At 70.8% G+C, this 16,747-nt stretch carries 13 protein-coding genes; 7 read left to right on the top strand and 6 right to left on the bottom strand.

Annotation, left to right across the window (positions count from 1 at the left end):
• Positions 1-172 precede the first annotated feature (172 nt).
• Together FLL47_RS28630 and FLL47_RS28625 are read right to left on the bottom strand one after the other, a co-directional pair.
• Complete coding sequence (locus FLL47_RS28630) at positions 173-520, bottom strand: STAS domain-containing protein (RefSeq protein WP_246158780.1); 348 nt, start codon at positions 518-520, stop codon at positions 173-175.
• A gap of 1 nt (position 521) precedes the next feature.
• The gene (locus FLL47_RS28625) at positions 522-845 is read right to left on the bottom strand and encodes a hypothetical protein (protein WP_246158778.1); all 324 of its coding nucleotides are present in this window, start codon (positions 843-845) and stop codon (positions 522-524) included.
• A 361-nt stretch (positions 846-1,206) separates the two neighbouring features.
• Here FLL47_RS28625 and FLL47_RS28620 point away from each other — a divergent pair, with 361 nt between their 5' ends.
• The 7 genes from FLL47_RS28620 to FLL47_RS28590 all read left to right on the top strand — a co-directional run bounded on the left by FLL47_RS28620 (position 1,207) and on the right by FLL47_RS28590 (position 9,662).
• Positions 1,207-1,953, top strand: a complete 747-nt coding sequence (locus FLL47_RS28620; RefSeq protein WP_246158775.1) for a winged helix-turn-helix transcriptional regulator — start codon at positions 1,207-1,209, stop codon at positions 1,951-1,953.
• A gap of 260 nt (positions 1,954-2,213) precedes the next feature.
• The gene (locus FLL47_RS28615) at positions 2,214-2,630 is read left to right on the top strand and encodes a GNAT family N-acetyltransferase (RefSeq protein ID WP_144124209.1); all 417 of its coding nucleotides are present in this window, start codon (positions 2,214-2,216) and stop codon (positions 2,628-2,630) included.
• 110 nt (positions 2,631-2,740) lie between these two features.
• Positions 2,741-3,859 carry a sensor histidine kinase gene (locus FLL47_RS28610; RefSeq protein ID WP_222106244.1) on the top strand — a complete coding sequence of 373 codons (1,119 nt, stop codon included), beginning with the start codon at positions 2,741-2,743 and terminating at the stop codon, positions 3,857-3,859.
• Positions 3,856-4,524, top strand: coding sequence for a response regulator (locus tag FLL47_RS28605; protein WP_144124207.1), 669 nt, complete (start codon positions 3,856-3,858; stop codon positions 4,522-4,524). The genes FLL47_RS28610 and FLL47_RS28605 overlap by 4 nt, the downstream gene beginning before the upstream one ends.
• Before the next feature lie 70 nt (positions 4,525-4,594).
• Entirely contained in the window at positions 4,595-5,257 is a 663-nt protein-coding gene (locus FLL47_RS28600) for a DUF2306 domain-containing protein (protein WP_144124205.1), read from the top strand.
• Positions 5,258-5,426: 169 nt separating this feature from the next.
• A complete protein-coding gene (locus tag FLL47_RS28595; RefSeq protein ID WP_144124203.1) occupies positions 5,427-6,974 on the top strand; it encodes a golvesin C-terminal-like domain-containing protein in 1,548 nt (515 codons plus the stop codon).
• A 132-nt stretch (positions 6,975-7,106) separates the two neighbouring features.
• The gene (locus FLL47_RS28590; protein ID WP_144124201.1) at positions 7,107-9,662 is read left to right on the top strand and encodes a polysaccharide lyase family 8 super-sandwich domain-containing protein; all 2,556 of its coding nucleotides are present in this window, start codon (positions 7,107-7,109) and stop codon (positions 9,660-9,662) included.
• A 71-nt stretch (positions 9,663-9,733) separates the two neighbouring features.
• Here the strand turns inward: FLL47_RS28590 and FLL47_RS28585 are convergent, their stop codons facing one another.
• The 4 genes from FLL47_RS28585 to FLL47_RS28570 all read right to left on the bottom strand — a co-directional run bounded on the left by FLL47_RS28585 (position 9,734) and on the right by FLL47_RS28570 (position 16,654).
• Positions 9,734-10,792: a hypothetical protein gene (locus FLL47_RS28585; RefSeq protein WP_144124199.1), complete on the bottom strand. Its 1,059-nt coding sequence runs from the start codon at positions 10,790-10,792 to the stop codon at positions 9,734-9,736.
• A 204-nt stretch (positions 10,793-10,996) separates the two neighbouring features.
• A complete protein-coding gene (locus FLL47_RS28580; protein ID WP_144124197.1) occupies positions 10,997-14,416 on the bottom strand; it encodes an endo-1,4-beta-xylanase in 3,420 nt (1,139 codons plus the stop codon).
• Positions 14,417-14,563: 147 nt separating this feature from the next.
• Positions 14,564-15,610, bottom strand: a complete 1,047-nt coding sequence (locus FLL47_RS28575; RefSeq protein WP_144124195.1) for a questin oxidase family protein — start codon at positions 15,608-15,610, stop codon at positions 14,564-14,566.
• 48 nt (positions 15,611-15,658) lie between these two features.
• Positions 15,659-16,654, bottom strand: a complete 996-nt coding sequence (locus tag FLL47_RS28570) for a phosphotransferase (protein WP_144124193.1) — start codon at positions 16,652-16,654, stop codon at positions 15,659-15,661.
• Positions 16,655-16,747 lie beyond the last annotated feature (93 nt).

Genomic DNA, 16,747 nt, shown 5'->3' with positions numbered 1-16,747 from the left:
GGAGGCGGGGCCATGCCGATCGCGTTGTGCCCCGGACCCGGCGGCCGCGGATGGCGTGCCGTCACTTTCGGCGAGCACCGTGGCCGGCCGCACGGCGTTCATCGAATCAGCAACCTCAACCGTTTCTCCGCCGACTTGCGGCTCGAACTCTCAGCCGGCGGACGCGGCCGGTTCACGGGCCAGGTGTTGCCGGGTCCGTGTCCATTTCACCGGTCAGCAGCTTCAGCACCCCGGTGATCGTCAGCACCCGCTGGACGATGCCGGTGGCTCCGGCGACGGTGAAGTCGATGCCCGAACCGAGCGCCGAGGCGCGGGCGGTGAGCAGGACATGCAGGCCGGTCGAGTCCAGGAAGGAGACCTGGGAGAGGTCGACGACGACTTTCGTGACCCCTGGCGTATGGATCGTCGCGTGCAGGGTGTCCAGCAGGTCGTCGCGGACCGCTAGATCGACTTCGCCGGACACGGCGACGACCGCACTGCTCGGGTCGTCACCCTGCACGCCGACGTTGGCCGCCTCCACGTCAACTTTCCTCCCCGTCCGAGGGCACCGGCTCCAGGCCGGTCGCCGCCGCCACCTTGTCGACGTCCTGCTGTCCGTACGCGGTACGCACCCCTGACACCGACATCCCCGCCGCCGACGCCAGCTCGCCGAACGTGTACGGGTGCGGATACACGAACTGGCGGCCGTAGGCCAGCAGCAGCCGGATCTCCTCCTCGGCCCGCATGCGGCGGCCGTGCGCGTCCGCCAACGCGGCCAACACCGCGTCGCTGCTGGAGACAACAGGCGGATTCGGTACAGCTGCCAGCACGGTCTTCACATCGGCGGTCACCCTGCGCGTACTCACATGACGAGGTTCGCACGAACATGCGATCAACGCAAGGTCAGCTGATCGTCGGATAGCAGCGCGCAAATCGGTGATGCCGTCGCCTGGCGTCAGGTGAGCAGGTGCGTACCGGTAGGCGGCCGGTGTGGCCGTTCGAAACGGGGAAACATGCCGGAAAACTGCCAGGAATACCAGCGCAAAGACAGTAGTGACAAAGAAATCAATCGCTGGCCTTTGCCGTGTCCTCGACTATGCTCATGCCTTAATCACCCGTCAGTGACGCCGGGACCGACGTGGCACCGCATCCCCTGCGACATCGGCCTTTGCCGGTGCGCGCAGCGGTCGCCCGTTCGGCACGAACCGCGAATGACGGAGGCGACCCGTGGACATCCTGCTGCTGGTGACCGCACGTGCCGGTGAACCATCCGCTGTGCTCCCTGCGATAGACCTGCTTCCGCACACCGTGCGCACCGCTCCCCGCGATGTGCGCACCCTGGTGTCGGCCCCGAGCCCGGACGCGGTCCTGGTCGACGCGCGCTCCGAACTCTCCGAGGCCCGGGCCACCTGCCGGATGCTGCACACGACGGGCATCGGCGTGCCGCTGATCGCCGTGGTCACCGAGGCCGGCCTGGTCGCCGTCAACGCCGACTGGGGCGTCGACGACGTCATCCTGGCCACCGCCGGTCCGGCCGAGGTCGAGGCCCGCCTGCGCATGTCGACCGGCCGCCTCCACTCTGCGACCGCGGCTGCCGGTGGTGTGATCCGTGGTGGCGAGCTGACCATCGACCCCGACACGTACGCGGCGAAGCTCAAGGGACGGCATCTCGATCTCACCTACAAGGAGTTCGAGCTGCTGAAGTTCCTGGCCCAGCACCCGGGCCGGGTCTTCACCCGCGACCAGCTGCTGCGCGAGGTGTGGGGCTACGACTACTTCGGCGGCACCCGCACCGTCGACGTGCACGTGCGGCGCCTGCGCGCCAAGCTCGGCTCCGAGTACGAAGCGATGATCGGCACGGTGCGCCAGGTCGGCTACAAGTTCGTGCTTCCGTCGTCGCGCCCGCAGCGGTCCGACGACGTCGAGTCCAGCCTCGCCGACGCGCTCCTGGTCGACCTCAACCTGGCGGGCTGACGCCCTCCCGAGGATCAAGTGCGAGAAAGGCGCGCCCCTGTCGTTTCGCATGCGCTGCAAGACCTCCACGACCGGCCGGGCAAGTATCCGGGTCGGTGGCCAAGGTCCCCACGCACGGTGAGGCTCTGGCCCGCGCACACGCGCAGGCAAAACCAGCCCCGATGACGCAGGAACCGCACCCACCCCACTCCGGACCAGGACGGAGCCATCAACGCGGCCGCTCACTCATCATTTTCCGTTCAGGCCGTAGACTCCGGCGGATGATCGTGCGGAAGGCCGGCGTGGCGGACGTGGCGGCGCTCGCCGAGCTGCGCGGTATCGAGCCGGAAAACTTCCCGGCGTACGCCGACTGGGTCGCCGCCCACGCCGAGACGCATCTGCCGTTCGTGGCCGAGATCGACGGGTACGTGGTCGGCGTCGCCTGGCTGCTCGTCGCGGAACGGGTGCCCGGCAACAACGCGCTCGACCGGCGGTACGGCGACGTCCAGGCCGTCGAGGTGCGCGAGGCGTACCGCAACCGCGGCATCGGCGGCGCGTTGGTGGCCGCGATCCTTGACGAGGCCCGGACCCGGAACCTGCTGCACGTCTCCGTCCACTCCGGCCGCCGGGCGGTGGACTTCTACCTGCGCAACGGCTTCAGCCACCATCGCCAGCTGCTGCTGTGGGAGCCGGCTTAGCGCGGCAGGTCACGTTCGCTTCGTGCGTTGTCGGGTTTCGGGCACAACCGGATATTCGGGGCGTACTTTGGGCTGATCTGCCGAGCCGCGCCGGCTCGTACCATCGGGTCGTGCGTGGACTGTCTTTTTGGCGTGAGCGGCGCCCGGTGCCGATCCCGCGCCGCGGCCGGCGAGACCACCTGCTCGTCGGTGTCGTCCTCGCGCTGACCGCGGTGGAGGGCTTGCTCCGGCCCGGGCTGCCGACGGCTTCGCTGCTGCTGTCTGCCGGTTTTGCGGCGACGCTGCTGTGGCGACGCGAGCGCCCGCTGCCGATGGTGCTGCTCTCCTTCGGGGTCGGCGCGCTGATCCCGCTGCTCGCGGGGGACGCGGTGCCCGACACCTACACCATGGTCTACCTGCTGCTGCTGCCGTACGCGCTGACGCGGTGGGGTTCGGGCAGCGAGATCGTGCTCGGCGCCGCGGTGATGTCCGGGTGCATGGCGCTGTCGGCCTGGGCCGGCACCACCGGTGCCGCGGACTCGGTGGGGGCGCTCGCGGTGGTATCGGCGGTGGCCGCGAGCGGTCTGGCCCGGCGCTACCGCGTGCGGGCCCGGGGGCGCGAGCTGGAGCAGGTGCGCCTGGTGGAGCGGGAGCGGCTGGCCCGGGACCTGCACGACACCGTCGCCCACCACGTGTCGGCGATCGCCGTCCGGGCCCAGGCCGGTTTGGCGGCCGCGCCGACCAGGCCCGAGGCGGCGACAGAGGCGCTGCGGGTGATCGAGGCCGAAGCGTCCCGGGCGCTGGCGGAGATGCGCGCCATGGTGCGGGTGCTGCGGCAGGACGAACCGGCCGAGTACGCTCCGGCCCCGACCGCCGCCGATCTGCGGTGGCTGGCCCGTCCCGCGGGCGCGGGTCTGCCGGTCGACGTGCACGTGGACGGTGACCTGGCGGCGCTGCCCGCGCCGGTCGCCGGTGCGCTGTTCCGGATGGCGCAGGAGTCGGTGACCAACGCGTTGCGGCACGCGCGGCAGGCGACCCGGGTGCAGGTGCGGGTCAGCGTGGGCGACGATGTGGTGCGGCTGCGGGTCGACGACGACGGCGCGCCGGCGAAGGACATCGGTGGGGGGTACGGGTTGACCGGGATGAGTGAGCGCGCACGGCTGCTGGACGGAGTGTTCGGGGCCGGGCCCGATCCGGCCGGTGGCTGGAGCGTGGCGGTGGAGTTGCCGCTGGCCGGGCCGGCCCGGTGAGCACCCGAGTCCTGGTCGCCGACGACCAGGAGATCGTGCGTACAGGGCTGGCGATGATCGTCGACGCGCAGCCGGACCTCGAGGTGGTCGCCACGGCGGCCGACGGCCTGGAGGCGGTGCGGCTGGCCGAGCGGCTGCGTCCCGATGTGTGCCTGCTCGACGTGCGGATGCCGGTGCTGGACGGGATCGCCGCGACCCGACGACTGGCCGGCCCGGGTGTCGCCCGGCCGCTCGCCGTCGTCGTCATCACCACGTTCGATCTGGACGATTACGTGTACGGGGCGCTACGCGCGGGTGCGCGCGGGTTCCTGCTCAAGGATGCCGGTCCGGCGCTGCTCAGCCAGGCGATCCATGCTGCCGCCAAAGGGGATGCGCTGATCGCGCCGAGCGTGACGACGCGCCTGTTGCACGCCTTCGCCCGGCAGGATCCGCAGGCGGCGCCCCGTCAGCCGGTCGAGCCGTTGACCGACCGGGAGGAGCAGGTGCTGCGCGCGCTGGCCGCCGGGCGCACCAACACGGAGATCGCCGCCGACCTGTTCATCAGCCTGAGCACGGTGAAGACCCACGTGGGCAGCCTGATGACGAAGCTGGGTGTCCGCAACCGGGTCGAAGCGGCGATCTGGGCGTACGAGACGGGCCGGGCAGGTCGTAGTACCAAAGGATGAGCCGGTGCCGCCGCTGCGAGCCTGAAGAACGATGAACGCCGCTCGGCGTGGCCGCACCATCGAGCACGTGATGAAACGTTCTCGCCTCGTTCCGTACTCGCTGATCGCGTTGAGCTTCGTGCCGGTCGTGGCCGGCGCTTTCCGGGTGTCCGAGCTGGCCGCCGGTGCGCCGATCGACGACGGCAACGCCAGGTTTTTCGCGCAACCGCTGCCGGTGGTGCTGCACATCATCGGCGCCACCGTGTACTGCTTGCTCGGCGCGTTCCAGTTCGATGCCCGGCTGCGCCGGCGCAGGCCGGGGTGGCACCGTGCCGCCGGACGGGTGCTGATTCCGTGCGGGCTGGTCGCCGCGCTGACGGGGATGTGGATGGCGGTCTCCTACGACCTGCCGCCCATCGACGGCCTCGGTGTGCTGCTGCTGCGGCTGGTGTTCGGCGGCGCGATGGCGCTGGCCGTCGTGCTGGGCTTCGTGCGCGTACGACAGGGGGACTTCACCGCGCACCGGGCCTGGATGATGCGTGCCTATGCGATCGGGCTGGGCGCCGGCACCCAGGCCTTCACCCACCTGCCCTGGCTGCTGGCGGGCGACGCGCCGGACGAGCTGGGCCGGTTCACCGCCATGGCCGCGGGATGGCTCATCAACCTGGCGGTGGCCGAATGGCTCATCCGCCGCTCGCGCCGCCGCCCGGCACCGGCCCGCACGGCGATGACGGCGATCGTGCCGGTGCGGTGACCGGCACATGCCCGAGCCGTGATCCCCGGCGCGGTCGTCCGACCAAGAAGGACACGCAGCCATCGGCGGCGCATCGCCGGACGAAAATTCTTGCCAGCGAAGGACAACGGGGCGACACTTATCTACGCGCGACGCATCACCACCTCGACCCCTCCGACCGGGAGACGTCATGCGCCGACCAGCCGTTGCCGTCCTGCTGTCCGCACTGCTCGCCTTCGCCGGCGCCGGTGCGCTACCCACCCCCGCTGCCGCTGTCGCCACCGCGGCAGACTTCGGCACGCTTGCCACCACCTCCCTCGCACCCGGCCTGACCCTGACCAACACCTCGATCAGCGGTCCCAACCAGGTCAACATCCTGACCGCCGACCTCGCCGAACCGACGCTCAAGCCCAAGTACCTCAACCCCGGCACCGTCGGCGCGACGGCCACCTTGACCACCCAGGCCAACCGGGTCGGGGCGATAGCCGCCGTCAACGGCGACTTCTTCGACATCGGCGCGACCGGGGCGCCCCGTGGCATCGGCCTCGACAACGGCACGCTGCTCAACGGCCCGGCCTCGGGCTGGAACGACGTGGCGGCGCTCTACCCTGCCGGGGCGGCCAGCCGCGGCGGCCTGGCCCAGATCTTCCTCGACGCGACGGTCACCCTGCCCGGCGGCGCCAAACTCACCGCCACGAACTTCAACTCGCCCAACATCGCGGCGAACGGCATCGGCGTCTACAACCCGCTGTGGGGCGACCAGCCGCGCAGCCAGGTCCTCGACAGCGCCACCCGCTCCCGCGAGATCGAGGTCACCGCCGGCAAGGTGACCAAGGTGAGCACCTCCCCGGGCGGCAAGGTGGCCAACGGGACCGTCGTCGTGCTCGGCGTGAACGCCGGTGCCGACGCTCTGGCCGGCCTCGCGGTCGGCCAGACGGTCACGGTGAACTATGCACCGCGCGGCGGCGACGGCGCTGCACAGGTCGCGATCGGCGGAAACCTGGTGCTGGTCAAGGACGGCGTGGTCACCACCGTCTCGCACCCGAAGAACCCCCGCACCGCGGTGGGCTTCTCTGCCGACGGCCTGAAGATGTGGCTGGTGGTCGTCGACGGCCGCTCGACCGCGAGCGTCGGCATGACCTATGTGGAGCTGGCCAACTACATGAAGTCGCTGGGCGCCGACGATGCGATCAACCTCGACGGCGGCGGTTCGAGCACCCTGGTGGCACGCATGCCCGGCGCCACCTCCGTGTCCGTACGCAACACCCCGTCCGACGGCGCGCAGCGCGCCGTGCCGAACGGCATCGGGTTCGTCTCCACGGCGCAGGCCTGGAGCACGACGGTGGACAACACCACCGCGGGCCGGTTCACGGCGAGCGCCAACTGGGGCACCTCGACCTACTCCAGCGAGCGGTTCGGTGCCGACTACCGGTTCGCCGATCCGGTGCTGGCCAGCGACTCCGCCTGGTACAAGGTGAACATCCCGCAGACCGCCGCCTACGACGTCTCCGTCTGGTACCCGGCCAACGCCGGCTACAACGACTCGACGCCGTACATCGTGGCCACCACCGGCGGAAACCAGACGGTGCGGGTGAACCAGCGCGTCAACGGCGGCCGATGGGTCTCGCTCGGTGTGTTCAACCTGGCCGCGGGCGACGCCAACGTCGTCGGTGTCAGCCGGTGGACCTCCGGCACCGGCTACGTCATCGCCGATGCGGTACGGATCACCCGAGCCTGACCGCGAGTGGTGACATTCGACGTCGGCGCCAGGTCGTACGAGGTCGAGCAAGCGTGGCGCCGGCGGCGGGGAGACCCCGTCGCCGGCTGCCGCAGACAGCAGATCCGTTTGCGTTCGGAACTAGGAGCACCTGTGCAGATCTCCCGCCGCGGCGCCTTGTCGATGATCCCCGCCGCTGCGCTCCTCGCCGTGGCCCAACCGCTTCGGGCCCGCGCCGCGACCCCGCCCGGCGCCGGAACCGCCGCGGCGGCCACCGATCAGGCCCTGCTGATCGACAACACCGTCGCGATGTTCGCGGGCACCGCCGCGTCCAACACGCGCGCCGAGGTCACCGCCAGGCTCACCGCCATCGGGTCGGCCGCCCGGACCTGGCTCGCCGCGATGGACGGGGCCGGGCCCGGCGAGCTGTTCAAAGGGGTCGCGCTCGGCACCAGCGACCCGAACCTCACGACGTCGTTCCGGTACCTGTACGAGATCGCCCTGGCGACCCGCGTTCCCGGTGCCCCGTCCGGACTGCGCGGCGACCTGAGCGTCCAACGCCGAGTCATCGACGCTCTCGCGTGGCTGCACGACAACCACTACGGCGACCAGTCGAAGGGCTACTACGGCAACTGGTTCAACTGGGAGATCGGCATCTCCGCCGCGGTGAGCAAGACGCTCGTGCTGCTCATGGACGAGATGTCCGGGTACCGGCCCGGTCTCGCCGCCGCCTACGTCGCCTCGATGGACGCCTACCTGCGCAACGGCAGGCACGGCGACGTCGACCTCGGCTCGCGCTTCCATACCGGCGCCAACCTCGCCGACATCACGACGAACCGGATCCTCCAGGGCGCGGTGCTCGGCGACGACGCCCGCATCAGCAAAGCCATCGCCGACCAGCTCACCGTCTTCGCCACGGTCGACCCGTACCGGTTGCAGAACGGTGTCACCGACGGCTACTACGCCGACGGTTCCTTCCTCCAGCACGCCTCGGTCGCCTACACCGGCTCCTACGGCAAGGGTCTGCTCACCCGCGTCGTCCAGGCCGTCAAGATCCTCGACGGCACGAGCTACGCCCAGGGCGGCGACCTGGTCGGTGTCGTGCAGGGCTGGGTGGTCGACGGCTTCGCCCCGCTGATCTTCGAGGGCTGGATGATGGAGATCGTCAAGGGGCGCGCGGTCTCCCGGACCACCACCGGGTACACCGACGTGGCCGCGGTCGTCGAGGCCGTCGTCGACCTCTCCGGTTACGCCACCGGCGGCGACGCGGCGGCGCTGAAGGGATACGTCAAGCACGTGGTGGAGTCCGCACGGTCGGCCCTCAACCCGGCCGGTTTCGTCTCACCCGTCAGCATCGCCCGCTACGCCGACATCCTCGCCGACAGCGCGGTGCCGGCCCGCGACCTCAACCCCGCTGCACGCCATGTGGCCTTCAACGCCATGGACAAGACGGTCCACCGCCGCCCCGGCTACGCCTTCGCGCTCGCCCGCAGCTCCAGCAGGATCAGCAAGTACGAGTACATGAGCGGCGAGAACCTCATGCCTTGGTTCCACGGCGACGGCGCCCACTACCTCTACCTGGCCGGGCAGGACCAGACCCAGGCCTACGGCGTCGACTACTACACCACCGTCTCGCCCTACCGCCTCGGCGGCGTGACCGCGCCCGTCGAGCACCGGCGCACCGTCCCGGAGCTGTACGGCACCGCCTGGTACGACAATCCGCAACTCGGCTTCACCTCGTCCTCCGAGTCGCAGAACACCTACGTCTACTTCCCCCGCGGCACCAACACGTACTCCGGCGGTGCCGTCCTCGACGCGTACGGCGCGGTGGGGCTCGTCCAGGCCGACGATGCCGCGTACGCGGCGAAGCAGGCCGGGCTCCTGCCGGACGACTTCGTCGTCTACCGCAACGCCGACGCGACCAAGTCCTGGTTCATGCTCGACGACGAGATCGTCGTGCTCGCCGCCGGGCTGGGCGACACTGCGGGACGGGCGGTGACGACGACGATCGACACCCGGATCGCCGCCCCGTCGGACGCCGTCGACCTCACCGGCGCGCTGCGTGACGGCACGGCTTGGTCGGGCCCTGGCGCCGCTCGGCTGGCCTGGTTGCGCTACGCCAACGGCAGTCAGGGCACCGCCGTCGGATACGTCTTCCTCGACGAGCAGCAGGCGACCGTCGCCCTCGACGACGTGGTCCGCAGCCGCCGCAGCGTACGCGTGGCCAATCCCGACACGCAGGTAAGCAAGAAGGTCTTCGCGGTCCTCGTCGAGCAGCCCGCCGCCGCGCCATCCGCCTCGATGGCGTACGCGATGGTCCCGGGCGCGTCGGCACGGCGACTGGAGTCGTACGCCCGTGGACCGGTCTCCGTCCTCGCCATCACGACCTCGGTCCAGGCCGTCAAACACACGGGACTGGGCCTGATCGCCGCGAACGTCTTCGCGACCGGCACCCACCACGCCGGACGTCTCGCGATCGGCGGCCCAGCCTCGGTGATCATGCGGGCCGGGCGGGACGGCACCACCTCGGTCGCGGTGTCCGACCCGACGATGCAGCGGGAGTCGATTTCGCTGGTCATCCACGGCCGGCGGATGCAGGCGCTGTCGGCCGACGAGGAGGTGCGGGTCAGCGCCGTGCCAGGCGGCACATGCATCGACGTCGTCACCCGCCAGGCCTTCGGCCGCTCCTTCACTGCGACGCTGCGCTGACCGCCGCCGACCGCACCACCGATCGATGGGCACGGCGTCGAGGCGGCTTCCAGCCGGTCGGCGACTCGCGTTCAGGTGCCCGTCTGCCACATGCCGGGTTGCCACGGCTGGAAGGACTGCGGGGCGAACGTCAGCATCCCGCCGACCTGCTCGTCGGGGCAGATGTCGATGCGCTGCGCTCGCTCGGTGAGCTCGTCGGTGTAGCCGTCGAACGGCACTTCGAGCCGGCTCGTGCCGGCGGCCAGGAGCTGCGTTCGGTGCGGTCCTTTGGCCATGCGAACCAGGACGGTGACCGGTCGGCGCAGGGGCGGTTCGAAGGTCAGCTCCGCAGAGATCGGATAGGCGTGCGTCTTCAGCGGTCCGACCCGGTGCCGCCAGTCCTTGACCTCGAACCGGCAGCCGATGCCGGCGATCCGGCCGCCGTCATGCGGCACCTGCAGGTCCCAGCGGACCGCGGGGATCGGGCTCAGCCGGCTCGGCAGGCCGAGCGCCGGTGCCAGCACCGAGATCTCGGTCAGCATCCGGCCGATGAGCCGCATCGACTCGCTGCCCTCGGCGTGCACCGCTGCGCGTGCCGCATTCAGCTTGGCGTCGCGGCCGAACAGGCCGCCGGCACCCTGGCTGCGCACCAGCCGCTGGGCCTCCCGTTCGGGTTCGAACTCGTTCACTCTGGCGACCAGCGCCGCATCGAGCAGCGCCGCCTCCACGTCGGGCAGCGAAGCGGCGGCCGCCGCCGTACGCCCGGTGGCGATGGAGACCAGCAACAGGTAACGGCCTGCCGTGGCGCGCCGTAGCGGCGACGACTCACCGGCTGCGGACAGGGCCTGGATGAACTGCTGCCGGGCCAGTTCAAGGTCCGCGGCCCGGCGGGCAGGGTCGCCGGCCAGATTCGCCTCGAACAGGTACCGCGTCCCGTTGCCGAGCGCGATCTGGTAGTGCTTTTTGTCCAGGTCGGCCAGCTGCGCCTCGATGCCGGCCAGCCGCTGGTCGATGCCGTTCTCGGTTGCCGTCAGTGACGCGAACAGCTCGCCCGCCACGCCGGCGAGTTTGTCGTCGCCGCCCAGCGCGCCGAGGACGATGACGATGCCATGTTTGGCGGCCAGCATGGCGATCGCGCTGAACGGTTCCATCGCGCCATCGGACCACCGCCACCTCGCCGCCGCAATCGCCGATATGGTCGGCGATCACCGGGCGGTCCGCCGCCGACGGATCGGTGCCGTGGCGGAGTGGACTCTGGTCCTGCTCGTCCTCGCGGTTCTGGTCGTGCCGGCCGACCGAGTGGGTGCTGCTTCTCGCGGGCATCATGATCATGACGCCCGCGAGAAGCAGCAATGTCACGCCGCGCGCACCAGCGCAGCTACCTCGGCGTCCGTCAGGGCGTGCTGAAAGATCTGCACGCCGTCGACGGCGCCGACGAACTTCACGGTCGACGACGGGCTGACATGGAACGAACCGGTGGGAGATGAAGCCCACGAGGTCGTCACGTTGCCGGTGGCCTGGAGGTTGCCGCCCACGTAGAGCCTGGGGCGTTGCGACGTGCCGTCCCAGACGGCGGTGACGTGCACCCACGTGTTCGCCGCGGCGACACTGGTCGAAGCGATCTCCACGTACGCTGTGCTGCCCGAAGCGGCCGTCGGGATGCCGAAGGCCCACTTCTTGTCCGACCCCCGGTATTTGAGGACGAACGCGTGCTGCCCGCCGGGGCCGTCCTGGGTGGCGACGATCTGGTTGGACTGCCCGGCAGCGGTGAGTCTGACCCAGGCCGACACCGAGTAGGAGCGGTCGGTGAACAGCGCCTGACGCCCACGGAAGTCGACGTAATCCTCCGCCGTCACCTGCAACGCCTTGGCGGCGGTGCCTGCCTCGCCCGCGGTGAAGGCCGCTCCTCGGTCGCCGCGCATCGCGCCGTCGCGGAAGAACCACGAGGTGTCGTTCAGGCTGCCGTTGAACTCCCAGCGCCCCACCGCCGGGTCGGCATACCCGGCGATCTCACCGGCGGTCGCCGCATGCTTGTGGATACGGATGTCGCTGATCGCGCCGTGGAACGCCTTGCCCGACGCGGCTCGGCCGATTCGCAGCACTCCGGCTGACGGCCAGCTGGTCGCCTCGTGGGTCGCGTCCGGGAACGTGTTCTCCCACTTGCCGTTGACGTAGAGCTGCATGTGGCGCCAGCCGTTGTTCCAGACCGCGGTCAGGTGAGTCCATTGGCCGACCACGGGCGGGTTTTTCGACTCGACCGCCTGCGGTGTCGCGCCGACGGCGTCGGTGCTCGGGATGCTGAACGCCCAGCGGTCCGTCGCCTTCGAGTATCCGAACGTGAACGCGCTGACAGCTGCGCCGTCCTGGCTGACGATCACCTGGTCGGCGGCCTTGCTGTCAAGCCGGACCCAGGCCGAGACGGTGTAGGACGAGTTCGTGGTCACCACGGCTGAGCCGGTGGCGGCCCCGGTGTCCACGCCGTTGCCCCGGAATGCCGACGCCGACGGGGTGCGGCCCTCGCCGCCCAGTGCGTTTCCGGTGACGGTCGCCGGATGCTGGAGTCCGGAAGAGTCGCCGGCCATCGTGGTGGACCAGTCGTCCAGCCGCCAGGCGCCGATCAGATCCGCGTTGGCGCTCGTGGGGCGCGCGGTGGTGGCGAGCACGTTGTGCATCGCGTGATACGCGGGCTTCTTGCCGTAGGCCACGTCGAGGAGAGTCGCCTCGCCCCATCCGGCGTACCTCGGGTCGTCGTTGATCCAGGAGAACTTGTCAGTGAAGCCCCAGGTGGTCACGGAGACGCATCGCGGGACGAGCAGGCAGGCCTTCGCGGCCGACGCGTATGTCGCGGCCTGGCTGCCCAGCTGCGCGCTCGTGGCCGGAACCGCCGGGATGCGCACGTCGAGTTCGGTGATCGCGACGTCGAGGCCGAGGTCGCTGAACTGACGCATCACCTTGCTGAGCGCGGAGAGGCGGTCCGCGCCGAGCATACGGTGGGTCTGGAAGCCGACGCCGTCGATCGGGACTCCGTCGCGCTGGAGTTCCTTGACGAGTTCGTAGAGCGCACGGGCCTTGTCGGTATCCGTCTCGATGCCGTACTCGTTGAGGTACAGCTTCGCCGTCGGATCTGCTTCGCGGGCCCAGCGGAAGGCGTCGGCTATGTAGCCGTCGCCCAGCCGCCGCTGCCACAGCGAGTCCGGTCGGCGCGATCCGTCGTCGGCCAGTGGTTCGTTCACGACATCCCAGACGTCCACGCGTCCGTTCGTGAAGTTCCCGGCGACGGTCTTGACGTGGTGCTCGAGGATGTCACTGAGCTGTTGCCGGTTCGGCTCGCCGGCGATGTCATACGCGTTGAGCCAGTTCGGCAGAGCGTTGTGCCATACGAGGGTGTGACCGCGTACGTCCAGCCCGTGCCGCTCGGCCAGGTCGGCGATGGCGTTGGCGTCGTCGAAGGTGAACACGTTCCGGCTCGGCTCCACCGCCTCCCACTTCAGCTCGGTCTCCGGGGTGACGGTGCCCAGTTCCTTGGCGATGAAGCCGGCGTAGGCGGTCTCGGGGAGGTGATCGGCGCCCACTGCCGATCCGATCCTCACCTTGCTGCCGGCGGCCCCTTGCAGGGTCGTCGGGTCGGCGGTGGTGGCGGTGACGGCCTGGAGCCAGCCGGTGAGGTCGTCGGTGCGGGCAGCCGTGACGCTGCTGTCCGTGCCGGTGACACCAGGGCAGCCTGCCTGGCCGGCCTGGGACAGCACGGCGGCAAGCTTGCCGCCGTTCAGGGCGGGAGCGCCGGCCATACCGCTGCACACCAGGGGACCGGTGCCGGTGGTCAGCGTCGTGCCGGTGGCAGCGGTGAACGTGACCGGGGCGGTCTGCTGCTGGTCGGCGATCGGCTCGGCGGAGGTGCGGCCGTAGCCCACCACGGGAAAGGCGATGCCGGTCGGTGCGGCGGTGGCCAGGACGACCGGAGCGATGTCCTGGATCGGGGTGGCGAGCCGGGCCAGGACCACGTCGCGGCCCGGTCGCGGGCTCAGCCAGTCGATCGCGGTGACCGCGTGCCCGGGGAACACGGCGTGGCTCGCGCCGGCCGGTGCTCCTTCGGTCAGTTGCGGCTGGGCGGGGTTGTCGGCGAAGCAGCTGCCGGCGGTGAGCGCCCAGCGTGGCGCGACCAGGGTCGCGGTGCACATCCGGCCGCGGTGGGAGATCTTGCCGACCGCCGCCTGGGCGCCGGTGACCGGTGCGGGGCCGGTGCCGGTCCGCAGCTGCAGCAGCATGGTGGGCGAGGCTCCCGGGTCGGCACCCAGTCCCACCTGGGTGCTGCCGTCGCGGTCGACCTCGACGGTGATCTCCTCACCGGCGTCGCTGACGAGTTCGGCGGTGACCTCGTGGCCGGTGCCGGTCCGCTGTCCGTCGCCGCGGATCTCGTACACGCCGGGGACCTGCAGGTTCAGTACACCGGATGAGGCGTTGACTTTGAAGCAGACCCGCCCGATGCCGTCGGCGCCGATGGTCTCGTCGGTCGTGTAGACCTTCAGCAGGCCGATGTCGCCCTGCGGCGGCGTCGCGCAGTCGGCGAGCACGATGTGCCCGTCACCGGAGATCAGCCTGACGTTCTGCGCCGCCAGGATCGCGGCCGCGTCGGGATAAGGGTAGACACCGTCGTCCACCAGAGACGGCAACGCGACCGGATCCGCGCCGGCGGGCACGGACCCGCCGGTCACCGCCAACGAACTCGCCAGCACCGTGGCGACACTGAGGGTCGCCAAACGCGACACTGCCCCCATGAACTACCTCCCCGTAGCCGTCGGACCAAGAACATGGTCCGGCTCGCGGACGGTAGCGTCTCCGAACGGAGAGCGTCAACGGTCGACCAATGATCGTGATAGGACTCCCGCGGATCGACTTCGCCGCATGCGGCTGCGGCCGCACGGCTAGTCTCGGGCGATCAGGTCGTTGGCGTATGTCGCCACGTCCAGCACCGCCTGCCCGCCGGTGTGCCGGTACACGTCGAGGGCCGTGTCGATGAACTTGATTCCATGCGAGTCCCGGTCGTGCAACCCGCGTGCCATCAGGTCAGCCGGGTCCGCCGCGCCCCGACCCGGCATCGCCCGTGCCTCCGCGGGCGAGTACGCGCTCGTCACCGCGGCGGTCGCCGCCCAGGCGGCCTGGACGCTCGGTTCCCATAGGGCGTGGGGCAGCACCGGCAGGACCCGGGCGATCGCGTTCGGCGCGGTGGCCGCATGCACCAGCATCACCGGATTGCCGTGCCCGTGCGTGCCGAACCGCAGCACCGCAGCCTCGACGATGGCGGCCAGTCGGGCCGGTCCGCCGGACTCGCCGTCACCGGGCACCGCCCCGGCCGACTCCGGCCACCCGGGCAGGTCGGCGAGCTGCGCCAGCCGGGTTCGGATACCCGATCGCTGGTGCGGCACCCGGGGCACCGCGTCCAGCGCCGAGCGCGGATCGGTCGACCGGTACGGGCCCCTGCCGGCTGGTGCGAGTGGTTGCCAGCGGGCGGCCCAGTAGCCGAGCCCCGCGCCCAGTTCGGCGATCCGGGCCGGCGTCGCGTCGCCGTCCTGTTCGCTGTCGAGCAGGGCGCGCACGGCGTGCCCGACCCTGATGACGCCGTGCGTGGCACCGGCCGCCACCCCCGGTAGCAGCCGAGGCCACCACTCGACCAGCACCTCGCGCCAGGGCCGCTCGATGAGCTGCCGGTCGAAGAAGGTGAGCCAGTCACCGGTGCGGACCGGGTCGCCCAGCGGCTCGCGCCACTGCCCGGCCGAGATGCGCTGGATGCCGCGCGGGCGTTCGGACAGCCGGTCGGCGTAGCCGTCGACCCAGGCGTGCACCTGGGCGCCGTGCCCGTGGCGGACCAGTGCTTCCGCCGCCATGGGCGCGTGGTTGGACAGCCAGCCGTCCCGTTCCGGCCCGGTTTGCTGCAGTCGCTGGTAAACCTCGTCAAGAACCCCGTCTGTCATGGTCAGAAGCTTGCAACCTCAAGCAGACTTGATGTCAATCTCGGGCCGTCACTCCGGTCGGCCGGACAGGGCGGCGCAAACCTGCGGGCGGTGCGCGGTCCACCAGCGCAGCATCCGTTCGTTGCTGATGAACTGGTGATCACAGGACGTGTCGCCGCGGTCGTAGCGCCAGTTCAGCGGCCAGAAGTCGGTGAACCAGTGCCACCACGCCCGACGGACGAGGTCGGCGAGGACCTCGCCGTCGACGGGCCGGATCGCGCGGTAGCCCCGCACGACGGCGGCGATCCGATCCAGATCGAGCACGCCGTCGTCGCCGGCGAAATGCAGCAGGCAGGCGCGGATCAGCTCGGTGCCCGGCGGCTGCCGGCGTACCCGGTCCCAGTCCAGCACGGCGACGACGGCACCGGCCCGCCAGACGAGGTTGAACTGGTGGAAGTCGCCATGGGTCCAGCCCCGCTCCGGCCCCTGTCCCGCAGGCCGGACCTCCGCCGCCAGCAACGCCCGCCGCCAGCGCAGATGATCGGCCGCGACCCGGTCGACCGGGTCCGGAACCGGCCGGGCGGCGATCGCGGCCAGGTAGCGCTCGATGCACTCGGCGGCCGCCGCCCGGCTCGGCGGATCCGCCTGCGCGGGAACGGGCAGGTCCGGGCGGACCGCGACCAGCGCCGTGTGGACCCGACCGAGCAGCCGTCCCAACCGGTCGCACGCGTCGATGTCCAGCTTCGCTCCGGGCAGGTGTTCGCCGTCGACCCAGGGCGCCACCGTGAACCCGACGCCGGCCAGGTATGCCACCGTCTCGCCTGCGGCGTCGGCGATCGGGACCGCCACCGGGATGTCATGCTCCGCCAGCCGCCGCAGCAGCGCATGCTGCGTCCGGGCGTGCTCGGGCGCGTCGCGCAGCTCCTTGACGGCGTATTCCCGGCCGTCGTCGGTGGCGATCCGCCAGTTGCGGTTCATCAGCCCGTGCGCCAGCCGGCTCGCGGAGGACACGGCGGGCAGACCGAACGCCCGGCAGACCTCGGCCAGCAGCGGATCACTTGTCACGGCCGCACCCTAACCGGATCGCCGGTCGAACGTCGGCCCACCTGGCCGATCTGTTCCGCGTGTGCGTCACCCGCCCCACCTGGCTAGGGCAAT

Source organism: Catellatospora sichuanensis, assembly GCF_007483665.1.
GTDB lineage: Bacteria > Actinomycetota > Actinomycetes > Mycobacteriales > Micromonosporaceae > Catellatospora > Catellatospora sichuanensis.
The sequence above is the reverse complement of the archived record's forward strand: the minus strand, read 5'-3'. Positions and strand labels throughout refer to the sequence as shown.

Coding starts and splice junctions, on each gene's coding strand:
- FLL47_RS28595 (WP_144124203.1), top strand. CDS start 5,427: ATGCGCCGACCAGCCGTTGCCGTCCTGCTGTCCGCACTGCTCGCCTTC.
- FLL47_RS28615 (WP_144124209.1), top strand. CDS start 2,214: ATGATCGTGCGGAAGGCCGGCGTGGCGGACGTGGCGGCGCTCGCCGAG.
- FLL47_RS28600 (WP_144124205.1), top strand. CDS start 4,595: ATGAAACGTTCTCGCCTCGTTCCGTACTCGCTGATCGCGTTGAGCTTC.
- FLL47_RS28580 (WP_144124197.1), bottom strand. CDS start 14,416: ATGGGGGCAGTGTCGCGTTTGGCGACCCTCAGTGTCGCCACGGTGCTG.
- FLL47_RS28575 (WP_144124195.1), bottom strand. CDS start 15,610: ATGACAGACGGGGTTCTTGACGAGGTTTACCAGCGACTGCAGCAAACC.
- FLL47_RS28585 (WP_144124199.1), bottom strand. CDS start 10,792: ATGGAACCGTTCAGCGCGATCGCCATGCTGGCCGCCAAACATGGCATC.